The 12,315-nt window shown below is 61.0% G+C and carries 9 protein-coding genes and 1 pseudogene; 6 read left to right on the forward strand and 4 right to left on the reverse strand.

What is annotated here, in order from left to right:
• Positions 1 to 51 precede the first annotated feature (51 nt).
• Complete coding sequence (locus C0058_RS16425) at positions 52 to 1,212, forward strand: carboxylesterase (protein ID WP_023658846.1); 1,161 nt, start codon at positions 52 to 54, stop codon at positions 1,210 to 1,212.
• Here C0058_RS16425 and C0058_RS16430 read toward each other — a convergent pair.
• Both C0058_RS16430 and C0058_RS16435 read right to left on the reverse strand, forming a co-directional pair.
• Positions 1,163 to 2,527: an ATP-binding protein gene (locus tag C0058_RS16430; protein WP_102369093.1), complete on the reverse strand. Its 1,365-nt coding sequence runs from the start codon at positions 2,525 to 2,527 to the stop codon at positions 1,163 to 1,165. The genes C0058_RS16425 and C0058_RS16430 overlap by 50 nt on opposite strands.
• Entirely contained in the window at positions 2,524 to 3,189 is a 666-nt protein-coding gene (locus tag C0058_RS16435) for a response regulator transcription factor (protein ID WP_003217793.1), read from the reverse strand. Before C0058_RS16435 ends, C0058_RS16430 begins: the two co-directional genes overlap by 4 nt.
• Positions 3,190 to 3,786: 597 nt before the next feature.
• Between C0058_RS16435 and C0058_RS16440 the strand changes: the two are divergent.
• The 3 genes and pseudogenes from C0058_RS16440 (at position 3,787) to C0058_RS16450 (ending at position 7,669) form a co-directional block, all read left to right on the forward strand.
• Positions 3,787 to 5,112: pseudogene (locus tag C0058_RS16440) on the forward strand (OprD family porin).
• A 120-nt stretch (positions 5,113 to 5,232) separates the two neighbouring features.
• Positions 5,233 to 5,613, forward strand: coding sequence for a RidA family protein (locus C0058_RS16445; RefSeq protein ID WP_003217799.1), 381 nt, complete (start codon positions 5,233 to 5,235; stop codon positions 5,611 to 5,613).
• A gap of 67 nt (positions 5,614 to 5,680) precedes the next feature.
• Positions 5,681 to 7,669, forward strand: coding sequence for a U32 family peptidase (locus C0058_RS16450; protein ID WP_102369094.1), 1,989 nt, complete (start codon positions 5,681 to 5,683; stop codon positions 7,667 to 7,669).
• Between the two features lie 19 nt (positions 7,670 to 7,688).
• Here C0058_RS16450 and C0058_RS16455 read toward each other — a convergent pair whose 3' ends face one another.
• The gene (locus C0058_RS16455) at positions 7,689 to 8,588 is read right to left on the reverse strand and encodes a DMT family transporter (RefSeq protein ID WP_102369095.1); all 900 of its coding nucleotides are present in this window, start codon (positions 8,586 to 8,588) and stop codon (positions 7,689 to 7,691) included.
• 130 nt (positions 8,589 to 8,718) lie between these two features.
• Between C0058_RS16455 and C0058_RS16460 the strand changes: the two genes are divergently transcribed.
• Together C0058_RS16460 and C0058_RS16465 are read left to right on the forward strand one after the other, a co-directional pair.
• The gene (locus C0058_RS16460; RefSeq protein ID WP_003217805.1) at positions 8,719 to 9,162 is read left to right on the forward strand and encodes an Lrp/AsnC family transcriptional regulator; all 444 of its coding nucleotides are present in this window, start codon (positions 8,719 to 8,721) and stop codon (positions 9,160 to 9,162) included.
• A 96-nt stretch (positions 9,163 to 9,258) separates the two neighbouring features.
• A complete protein-coding gene (locus tag C0058_RS16465; RefSeq protein ID WP_102369096.1) occupies positions 9,259 to 10,113 on the forward strand; it encodes an NmrA family NAD(P)-binding protein in 855 nt (284 codons plus the stop codon).
• Positions 10,114 to 10,839: 726 nt separating this feature from the next.
• Here the strand turns inward: C0058_RS16465 and xylB are convergent.
• Entirely contained in the window at positions 10,840 to 12,315 is a 1,476-nt protein-coding gene (gene xylB / locus C0058_RS16475) for a xylulokinase (RefSeq protein ID WP_102369097.1), read from the reverse strand.

Raw genomic sequence — 12,315 nt, forward strand, 5'->3', positions numbered from 1 at the left:
GGCCCTGCCTGCGGCGGCTTTACGGTGCTTGCTCACGCCCACGGAGGCCCCATGAAATCACTCGGGACGCTGTTGTTGTCCTGCATCGCCGGCTGCGCCGAGCTGCCGGCCAGCCCTGTATCGCCGGTGCCGGCGAGTTTTGCCAACTACCGCCAGCAAACCCTCTTGCTGCTTGAACGTGACCGACGCTTCCAGGGCACGGACCATGCCCTGGAACTGGCCTGGAACGCCCCTCGCGAATGGCTGCCTGAACACCCCAACGGCAAGGGGATTCTGCTGGTTCACGGCCTGGGGGACTCACCGGGCTCGTTCATTGATATCGCACCACAACTCGCCGGCCAGGGTTATCGGGTGCGCACGCTGTTGCTGCCCGGGCACGGGACTCAACCCGCCGACATGCTGGGCGTCGATATCACCGACTGGCAACACAGCGTGGCGCGGCAAGTGGCGTTGCTGCGCCAGGACGCCGACGAGGTGTACCTGGGCGGTTTCTCCACCGGGGCCAACCTGGTGCTGGAATACGCCATGGACGACCCGGCCATCGCTGGCCTGCTGCTGTTTTCGCCCGCGTTCAAGGCCCGCCTGCCCTTCGATTGGTTGTTACCGTGGCTGTCCAGGGTCAAGCCCTGGTTGCGCCAGCCCGACGGCCCTGCCCCCCAGCAGACGCCGTTGCGCTACCAGAACGTACCCACCAACGGCTTTGCCCAGTTCTACCTCACCAGTACCGTCGTGCGCAGCAGGCTGGCGATGCAGACCTATGACCGGCCAGTGCTGATCGTCAGCGCCGCCCATGATTCGGTGGTGGATGTGGGGTTTGTGCGGGAGACGTTCAGTCAGCGCTTTCCGAACCCGGCATCCCGGATGATCTGGTATGGCGACCTGGTTGCCGGGCAGCGCCACCCTAGGATGCTGGTGCGCAGTGATCAGTTTCCCGCCGAACACATCAGCCAGTTTTCCCATATGAGTGTGCTGTTCTCGCCGGACAACCCCCAGTACGGTCGACAAGGCAAACAGCCGATGTGTTCCAACGGGCAGAACGCCGACGGCTACCGCCAATGCCTGGCGGGGGCCGCTGTGTGGTATTCCGATTGGGGCTATCGGGAAGCAGGCAAGGTGCATGCCCGCCTCACGTACAACCCTTATTTTGAATGGCAGGCCCAGGTTATGGCGCAGGTGCTGGAGGCGGCACAACCCCAGGAAAATACACGCTGATGGACAATCCCTTGCCGGCCAGGCCGCTGCTGGTGATGAGGCTTGCGTGGTGCCCTTGAACGATATTTTTCACCAGCGACAGGCCGATCCCGCTGCCCTGCCCGCCATTGCCGGGAACGCGGTAAAAGCGCTCGAAGATCGACTCCCTCTCGGCGGCCGCCACCCCCGGCCCGTCATCGGCGACTTGCAGGCAAGGCCCCTGGGGCGATGGGCCACAACTGATTTTTACGTGGTCGCCTGGCGCGGTGTAGCGCAGGGCATTGTCGATCAGGTTGCGCAGCAAAATGCCCATGGCGTCGACATCGCAGTCGATCAGGCACGGTTGGGTCTCCACCAGCAGCGTGCGCTGCGCCTGCGCGGCCTGCACCTCAAATTCATCGGTGACATAGCCGATGAGTTCGCTCAAATCGACCTGGGTGCGATGGGGTTTGTGCACCGCCTCCAGGCTCGCCAGGTCCAGCAATTGCTCAGACAAACGTGAGCTGCGCGCCACCACGGCCAGCAGCTTGTGCAAGGTCGCGTCCTTTTCAGCCAGGGTCGTGGCCCGCAGGGCAATTTGCGCATGGGCCTGCAAGGCCGAGAGCGGCGTGCGTAACTCATGGGCCGCATTGGCGATAAAACGCCGTTCACCTTCCAGTGCCTGGTCGAGTTGGCGCAGCAAGTGATTGAACCCCTCCACCAGCGGGCGCAGCTCGACGGGCAGCGCGCCCACCCACAACGGCGTAAGGTCAAAACGATGCCTGCCCCGCAGGGCATTTTCGATCACCAGTACCGGCCGTAGCGCACGCCGCAACACCTGCCACATCAACAGCCCTACCAGCGCCAGCAGCGATGAGGCGATACATAGCGCCACGAAGGCTTTTCGACGCATGTCCGCGCTGATCACACTGTGCAGGTAGCCGACCTGGACCGTCAGTTGCCGGTTGCTGTCGGAAATTGAATAGACCCGCCACTTGCGCCCATCGATCATCGGGCTCGAAAAGCCGTCCAGGAAACTCCCCTGCAACGCCGTCGACGGAGCGCCCGGCGCACCGGCCAGCAAACGGTCGTGGCGCCCCCACACCTGGTACGTCAACAACCCGGCTTCGGCCAGCCCGGCGCTGCGTAGTTGCGGGCTGGCGTCCTTGCCCGGGAGCTGCTCATTGTTCTGCGGGACAGCCAGCAACAGCTGGGTGGCGATGGCTTGCAGCTTGCTGTCCCAGATGCTGCTGGAGCTGACCTGGGTGTAAATCAGCAATGCCGTCAAGGCCAGCGCCCAGCAGATACCGATGGTCAGGAACAGCACACGCATCATGCGTTGGCGCAGGGATTTCATTGACGGGCCCCGGCGATCATATAGCCCTGGCCATGGACCGTGGTGATCAGCTCATCGCCCAATTTGCGCCGCAATTGGTGGATATACACGGCAATGGTATTGCTCTCGATGTTGCTGGCGTGGCCATAAACCACCGCTTGCAAATGATCACGCGCAAGCACGTGACCGGGGCGCTCCAGCAGCGCGAGCAACGTGCGGTATTCATACGCGCTCAATGCCACCCGCTGGCCGCCTCGTGTGACCACGTGACGGCTGCGGTCCAGCACGATATCCCCCAGGGTCAGCAGTGAGATCACCCGCCCTTCACTGCGCCGGCTCACGGCCCGCAAGCGCGCCCACAGTTCGTCGAGCTGGAACGGCTTGACCAGATAATCATCGGCCCCCGCATCCAGGCCGACGATGCGCGCACTCAGTTGCCCGCTGGCCGTGAGGATCACCACCGGTGTGGGGTCGTGTTGTTTGCGCAGGGCCTTGAGCACGCTCAAACCGGACTCACCCGGCAGGCCAAGGTCAAGCAGGACCGCGTTATAGGTATGTTCGACCAAGGCCAGGCGCGCGTGGGAGGCGTCCTTGACATGGTCAATGTTCCAGCTGTTTTGCCGTGCGCCATCGCAAATGGCTTCGGCCAGCATGGCGTCGTCTTCCACCAACAATAAATACACAGCAGGCCCTCGTGTGCTGCTTGGAATGGGGCAACACAATCCACACATACGGGATGATGAGCAAGGGCCAGAACCATAGACCGATTTTTTTAAGAAAGTATTAAAACGGAGGGAGTTGATCGGTTCACGTGCTGTCGCGCCAATAAAAGCGCCGGCAATTAGTTGTGAAAGTTAATAGAAAACAAAGTACTCGCCGTACTTTTTTATAAACCCAACACTAAATAAATTTACATGGGGTATTTATAAAAAATCCGCCGCAGAGCCTGCGGCGGCAAACCAAAGGTTTTTGTCGAAGCAGAGCGGCTAAGACAGGCTCAAAGTTACACCAGCCTGCCGCCTGAAAAAGTGAATATTAATTAATCGAGTTTAAGATCCCTTCACTGGTTCTTTAACACAATTCGGTTAAAAATCGCCCATCGCACACAGGCCAGCAATGCCCGCCAAGGTGGTGCCCGGCTAAAACTACAAGACGCGAAACCCGGCCTCAACGCCAGCCTTAATAACGCCTGCCGAAAAGTTATATACGCCATAAAAAATAAGGTCGTGCACCTGTGCACGCAACTTTTAGCGATTAATTAATCCGGGGAAGTCATTACCATGGTTAAACAGTGGAACCTATTAGCGCTGGTCATATCTACCAGCCTGAGCCAAGTAGCCTTGGCAGACACAGTAACGGATCAGGCCGCCGCCACGGGGTTTGTCGATGGCAGTAGCCTCACCGGGGTCGCGCGCAACTATTACTTGAACCGTAACCGGGAAGAAGGCCGGGCCGACCAGCGCGACTGGACCCAAGGGGTCATGGCCAATTACATCTCCGGCTTCACTCAGGGCACCATCGGGTTTGGCGTCGACGCCTATGCCTACGGCGGGCTGAAACTCGACTCCCAGCGCAAATACGCGAACACCGGCAACCTGCCCCTTGATCGCAACGGCGACCCTCAGGACGCCTACGGCTCGTTGGGGGGAGCGATAAAGCTGCGGATCTCCAAGACGCAGCTCAAGTACGGTGAAATGCAGCCCACCGCGCCAGTGTTTGCCGTCGGGGGTGTCGGGCTGCTTGACCAGACCGCCACCGGCTTTGACCTGACCAGCAACGAAATTGCCGGCCTGAACCTTGAAGCCGGCCACTTCACCGCGACCAACAGCGGCGATACCACCAACCATGAGCACGATATCTTTGCCACCTACGCCAACGTGGCGACCAAAAGTGCCAGTTTTGTCGGTGGCAAATACACCTTCACCCCGGACTTGAGCGCCACGGTGTATGCCGGCGAGTTGCAGGACGTGTGACGCCAGTACTACACCAACCTCAATTACGTGATGCCGCTGAGCAATGGCCAATCCGTGACCCTGGACGGCAACCTGTACCGCACACTGGATACCGGGAGTGCCAACGCAGGCACGATCAACACCACGGCGTACTCGCTGGCGGCGGCCTATTCGTTCCTGCAGGTCCACACGCTGACGCTGTCGTTCCAGAAGATCGATGGCAACGAGCCGTTCGACTACATCGGCGCGGGTGACAACGGTGCTGCCGCGGCCGGCGACTCGATCCTGCTGGCCAACTCGGTGCAATGGTCCGACTTCAACGGCCCTGGCGAAGCCTCCTGGGCCCTGCGGTACGACTTGAACATGGCGACCTACGGTGTGCCGGGGCTTAGCTTTATGAGCCGCTACATCAACGGTTCCGACATTGACGGCAGCCACACCCCGGCCAACAGTGCCTACCTCGGCGCCTACGGCAACGGCGCCAAGGAGCACGAAACCGACGTGGAAGTGAAGTACGTGGTGCAGAGCGGGCCGGCGAAAAACCTCGCGTTCCGCCTGCGCCAGGCCTACCACACCGGCAGTTCCGAGTCGGGCAGTGGCGGCGACGTCAACGATACGCGCCTGATCGTCAACTACCCGTTCAACATCCTGTAAGCCCTTCCCGGGACGTGCCAGCGACACAGGTCGCTGGCACGCTGAACAGCTATTTGGGTTGGCAGTTCTGCGGGAGGCGTTAAACTGCGCGGCCTCACTCTGCAGCAAAACGAGACCTTCATGGCCAACCACGACCTCGCGTTCACCCCCGACCTCGATCCGGACTCCATCTCTTCCGACGTCATCGGCTTCAACGGCATCCTCGTCTCCACGCAAATCCCTACCCGCGCCGACGGCAGCCTGGAGCTTGGCGACATCACCCTGCAAAGCGAATGCACCCTGCAAGCCCTGAAAGTGGCCCTGGAACGCGCCGGCAGCTCGATTGACCGGGTCATGCACCTGACCATCTATCTGACGGACATGGCCGACCGCGCCGCCTTCAACGAAGTCTACAAACGCTATTTCGCCAAGCCCTGGCCAGTGCGCGCAGCGGTTGGCGTGGCCGCCCTGGCGGTGGAAGGCATGCGGGTTGAAGTCACGGCGATGGCCGCCAAGGGTTGATGGGATGCCTGGCGGGCATTTCACAGCTACAATGCCCGCCTCCGTGACAAGCCTGACTAAAAAAACTATGTCCTTGCCCAAGCATCACCTGGAATTGCTCAGCCCTGCCCGCGATGTTGCCATCGCCCGCGAGGCCATCTTGCATGGCGCCGACGCCGTGTACATCGGCGGCCCGAGTTTCGGCGCGCGCCATAACGCCTGCAACGACGTGAGCGATATCGCGCAGTTGGTGGAGTTCGCCCGGCGCTACCACGCGCGGGTGTTCACCACCATCAACACGATCCTGCACGACAACGAGCTGGAGCCGGCGCGCAAGCTGATCCACCAGCTCTACGATGCCGGCGTCGACGCGCTGATCGTCCAGGACCTGGGGGTGATGGAGCTGGATATCCCGCCCATCGAACTGCATGCCAGCACCCAGACCGACATCCGCACCCTGGGCCGGGCCAAGTTCCTCGACCAGGCCGGTTTTTCGCAGCTGGTGTTGGCCCGTGAGCTGAACCTGCAGGAAATCCGTGCGATTGCCGATGAAACCGATGCCGCCATCGAGTTCTTTATCCACGGTGCGTTGTGCGTGGCCTTCTCCGGCCAGTGCAACATCTCCCACGCCCAGAATGGCCGCAGCGCCAACCGTGGCGATTGCTCCCAGGCCTGCCGCCTGCCCTACACCTTGAAAGATGACCAGGGCCGTGTGGTTGCCTTTGAAAAGCACCTGTTGTCGATGAAAGACAACAACCAGAGCGCCAACCTGCGCGCCCTGGTGGATGCCGGCGTGCGTTCGTTCAAGATCGAAGGCCGCTACAAGGACATGGGCTATGTGAAGAACATCACCGCCTATTACCGTCAGCGCCTGGACGAGATTCTCGAAGACCGTCCGGACCTGGCCCGCGCTTCCAGCGGCCGCACCGCGCATTTCTTCCTGCCGGACCCGGAAAAGACCTTCCATCGTGGCAGCACCGACTACTTCGTCACCGACCGCAAGGTCGACATCGGCGCCTTCGACACCCCAACCTTTACCGGCCTGCCGGTGGGTGTGGTGGAAAAAGCCGGCAAGCGTGACTTGCAAGTGGTCACCCATGAGCCGCTGTCCAACGGCGACGGCCTCAATGTGCTGATCAAGCGTGAAGTGGTAGGTTTCCGCGCGAACATCGCCGAGCCAAAAGGTGAGTTCGAAGAAGACGGCGAGAAGCGCTATCGCTACCGCGTCGAACCCAATGAAATGCCGGCAGGCTTGCACCAACTGCGCCCGAATCATCCGTTGAACCGCAACCTGGACCATAACTGGCAGCAGGCTTTGCTGAAGACTTCCGCCGAGCGCCGTATTGGTGTGTCCTGGGCGGCTCGCCTGCAGGAAGACCGCCTGGAACTGACCGTCACCAGCGAAGAAGGCATCAGCGCCAGCGTTGCCCTGCCCGGCCCGTTTGGCGTGGCCAACAAGCCGGAACAGGCGCTCGAAACCCTGCGCGACCTGCTGGGCCAACTGGGCACCACCCAGTACCACGCCACTGCGATCGAGCTGGATGCGCCGCAGGCGTTCTTCATCCCGAACTCGCAGCTCAAGGCCCTGCGCCGTGAAGTGATCGAGGCGCTGACCGAGGCGCGTATCCAGGCCCATCCACGGGGCGGCCGCAAGGCAGAAACCACGCCGCCGCCGGTGTATCCGGAATCGCACCTGTCGTTCCTGGCCAACGTCTACAACCAGAAGGCCCGCGACTTCTATCACCGCCATGGTGTGCAACTGATCGACGCGGCGTACGAAGCCCACGAAGAAACCGGCGAAGTGCCGGTGATGATCACCAAGCACTGCCTGCGGTTCTCGTTCAACCTGTGCCCCAAACAGGCCAAGGGGGTGACGGGGGTGAAGACCAAGGTCGCGCCGATGCAGTTGATCCACGGCGACGAAGTGCTGACGCTGAAGTTCGACTGCAAGCCTTGCGAGATGCACGTGATCGGCAAGATCAAGGGCCACATCCTCGGCCTGCCGCAACCGGGCAGCGTGGTGGGTTATATCAGCCCGGATGACCTGCTCAAGACCATCCCGCGCGGCGCACATTGAGTCGCGGGTGAGCGTCATGCTACGGCGTGACGCTCATCACTGTTTTCGAACGCCACCACCAACCCCGCTGCAATCCCGCCGCCGCCAGCAAAATCGCCGCCACGCCCAGCCATTGCATCCAGCCCAGCCGATGCCCAAAGGCAATCCAGTCGACAAAGATTGCCGCAATCGGGTAGATAAACGACAGCGCCCCGGTGATTGCCGTCGGCAACTTCTGGATCGCGCCATACAGCAGCACGTACATCAAGCCGGTATGCACAACGCCCAGGGTCAGCAATGCGGCCCAGGCATCCATCGACGCCGAAAGGCTGTGCCACTGCATCAACGGTGCCAGCAGCAAGGCGCCTGTGGTCACCTGGATCAACGCCATCAAATGCGGCGGCACCTCCTTCAAGCGCTTGATGATCAGGGCGGCAATCGCGTACAAAAGCGCCGCGCCCAGCGCCAATGCCACGCCCACCAGATAGTCGTCCCCGGTATTTGACTGATCGCCATGGGCAGTGACAATCGCCAGCATTCCCACGAACGCCACGCTCAGCCAGGCGAGCTTCTGCACGGTGATTTTCTCGCCCAGGAACACTGCCGCCAGCATCACCAACATAAACGGCTGCACGTTATACACCGCTGTACTGATGGAAATGGATGCCCTGGCGTAGGACTCGAACAGCAGCAACCAATTGCCCACGATCGCCACGCCGCTGAGCATCGCCAGCCCGAGTTTGCGGTAGTCCAGCAAGTCCAGGCGCAGATAGCCGAGCAGCCAGCACACCACCAGCAACGTCAGCGCGCCGATCACGCAGCGCCAGAACACCACTTCGACTACCGGCACCCCCGATACCAGCACGAACCAGCCGATGGTGCCGGATATGAGCATGGCGGCGACCATTTCCCATGAACCGCGACGTATGGATTTGTCCATGATTGAGCTCCTCAAGTGAGGCTCAATTATGGCAATCTGGCCTGTAGCGACTCCAGATTCTAAATAAGGCGAACCTTGCATTTCGCCTATTCTTATTAGGCAAACCTGAGCAATCGCTTTCGGAGCGACCATGATTGACAGCATTGACCAGCAACTGATCGCCGCGCTGATGGACGATTCGCGCCTGTCCCTCAAGGCCTTGGCGGGTATCACCGGCCTGTCCTCCCCCAGCGTCGGCGAGCGGCTGCGGCGCCTGGAAGAGCGCGGCGTCTTGAAGAACTACACCGTGGACATTGACCCCAAGCATTTTGGCTATCTGCTGCAAGCCATCGTGCGCATCCGCCCACTGCCCGGGAAACTGCAGGAGGTGGAGCGCCAGATCCAGGCGATCCCCGAGTTCACCGAATGCGACAAAGTGACCGGCGATGACTGCTTCATCGCACGCCTGCATGTGCGCACCATGGACCAACTCGACACACTGCTGGATAAGCTCAACGCTTACGCCGAAACCAACACTGCCATCGTCAAGAAAACCCCGGTAAAACGCCGATTGCCACCACTGAGTGATTCATGATTCTGAGTCACTGATGCAGTGACGGGATCGCTATTCTGTCAATCCAGGGCGGTGTTTATGCTTGATCCACACATTGGAATAACAGGCGTAAACACCATGTATGTCATCACCGGAATCACAGGCAAAGTCGGCGGCGCCCTCGCGCGCTTTCTCCTCAACGATCGTCAACCCGTGCGCGCAGTCATTCGCGATGCGGGCAAAGGCGCCGTATGGGCCGCCCTTGGTTGCGAGGTCGCCATCGCCAATATGGACGACACTGCGGCCCTCACTGAAGCATTCAAGGGTGCCACCGGCGTGTTCATCCTGCCGCCTTCGGATTTCGACCCGGAGCCGGGTTTTCCCGAGGCGCGCAAGGTGATTGCCGCCGTCGCTCAGGCCATTGAAGCGGCGGCCCCGCAGAAAGTTGTTTGCCTGTCGACCATCGGCGCCCAGGCCGAGCACCTGAATCTGCTGACCCAACGCACCTTGATGGAACAGGCGCTGAGCGCGTTGAACGTGCCGGTGACCTTTTTGCGTCCGGGCTGGTTTATGGAAAACGCCGCCTACGACGTAGCCACCGCCCGCGAACACGGAGTGATCCACAGCTTCCTGCAACCGCTGGATAAGACCGTACCGATGATCGCCACCGCCGACGTCGGCCGCCTCGCTGCGCAATTGTTGCAGCAACACTGGAGCGGGCCTCGGGTAGTTGAGCTGGAAGGCCAATGGGTCAGCCCGAACGACATCGCTCGCACGTTGACCGAAGTGCTTGGTCGTGGTGTGACAGCACAGGTGGTGCCTCGCGATGCGTGGGAGCCGATGTTTCGTGAGCAAGGCGCGCAGAATCCAATGCCGCGCATGCGCATGATTGATGGGTTTAACGAAGGTTGGATCTGCTTTGAGCAGGCGGACGTGGTTAAGGGTGAGACCACATTGCTCAAGGTGCTGCGGGAGTTGGCTGCAAAAACCTGATGCCATGCCTGCAAGCCAGCTCAGTGATTGGGTACATATCCGTTATTTGGGTAACGGCGGCGTATGGTTTCGCTCTTACAGCGAGTCACTTTGCAAAAGCGGCAAAGTCCACCAAACGGCATTGCTCCGCGGGCCGCCGCTCCGCAATACCTGCGTTCGGCCTCGGACTTATTGGGGATCAAAAGCAAGAGCACAGCGGCCTCCCGGCGGGCTTGAGTGTTAAAAGCAAAGACCAGAGCGAAAACAGATCTGCTTTTCTGTGGGAGCGGGCTTGCTCGCGAAAAACCTGAGAGCGCCGCGTTCATTCAGAATGCCCGCGTCATCGTTAACGACCTTCGCGAGCAAGCCCGCTCCCACATTTGGACCGTGCCCGCTTTAGCTTCTGATTTTGCTCTTCAACACTCAAGCCGGCCGGGAGGCCGCTCTGCTTTTGATCTGCTTTTGATCTTGATCTTAGGCGCCCCGTTAAACCACGCTGGCCGAACGCAGGCTTTGGAGCGTGGGTAACCTGGCAGGACGCCAGGTTAGCCGTCCTGGGCCAGGGATGGCCCATGACGGCGGCCCACGGTCCAAAGCCGGAGTGAGGGCACTCCGAGCCTAAGCGAGGAGCCGAGTGGTGGGGCAAGAGCGTTTTGCTTACTTTTGCGCTGTTCAAAAGTGAGCCGCTGTAAGAGCGGAACCAATAGCAGCCGTTACCCAAATAACGGATATACACCCAAAACCTCCCTAATCGTGCAAAGCCTTAGCCGCCCCCAACAACCCCCGAAACTTCAAATATCGCGCCTGCAAAACAGCCTGTTGAGCGCCGTCCGGGAAAAACCGTTGCTTCACCGGCATCCCCGCCTGCAACAGCGCCGCACCCTGGCCGCTCGACAGGAACCCCAACTTCGCTGCACCAATACACGCCCCCAACTCACTGCCATGCAACGTATAAATCTCCCGCCCAAGAATATTGGCCAACAACTGCGCCCAATACTCACTGCGCGCCCCGCCCCCCACCAACGCACAAGCCCCCACCGTGGCCCCGGCCGACTGCACCGCATTCAGTGCATCCAGCAACCCGAACCCGACCCCCTCCATCACCGCATACCCCAACATAGCCGGCGTGCAGTCATGCCCCAGGCTCATGAAACCACCCCGCAACAACGGGTCGTTATGGGGCGTACGCTCCCCCGCCAAATACGGCAAAAACAACGGATTAGAAACCGGCACGCCCTGCCCGATCGGCCACTCGGCCTGCACCCGATCCAGCAACGCCTGCTCATCAACCGACCCCGTCAACCGCGTCACCCACCGCAAGCAACTGGCCCCGGCCAGCATGGCGCCCATGGTGTACCAGCGATTAGGCAACGCATGACAAAAACTATGCACCGCACTCGCCGGATTCCCCGCCGAGTGATCAGTAATCGCCACGATGGCCGCACTCGTCCCCAACGTGATAAACGCATCACCCGCATTCACCGCCCCTATGCCCACCGCCGCCACCGGGTTGTCCCCGCCACCGCCGGCAATCACCAGGCCCTCGGCCAAGCCCAGTCGCCCCGCCGCAGCCGCATTCAAACAAGCACTGGCCGCGCCACCTTCTACCAGCCGTGGCATCTGCGCCCATCGCAAACCCGTGGCCTGCAGCATCGGTTCAAACCATTCACGGTTGGCCACATCCAGCCACAACGTCCCCGCACCATCGGACACATCACTCACGCGCTCACCACTCAGGCGCAGGCGCAGGTAGTCCTTGGGCGACAGCACGCAATCAATGGCGCTGAATACCGCCGGTTCATGCTCCTGCAACCACAGCAGCTTGGGCGCCGTGAGACCGGCCATCGGCAAGCTGCCGGTGACGTCGGCAAACTCACTGCCCAAGGCTTCAGCCTGGGCCATGGCACGGGAGTCATCCCAGAGAATCGCCGGGTACAACACCCGGTCGTCTTGCCCCAGCAACACCGCCCCGTGCATCTGCCCGGACAACCCGATGCAGCCGACACGGCCGTAGGCATCCGGCTGATCAGTGCGCAGTTGGTCCAGAGCATTCAGGCATGCTTGCCACCAATCCTCAGGCGCCTGCTCGGACCAGCCTGCGTGCGGGCGCGAGACCGTCAGCCGCGCGCCCGCACGGGCGAGGACGTTGCCTTGCTCGTCCATCAGGATCGCCTTGAGTTCCGAAGTGCCGAGATCAATGCCAAGGGAAACCGCGTTGTTCAT

It is taken from the genome of Pseudomonas sp. NC02, from assembly GCF_002874965.1.
Lineage (GTDB): Bacteria > Pseudomonadota > Gammaproteobacteria > Pseudomonadales > Pseudomonadaceae > Aquipseudomonas.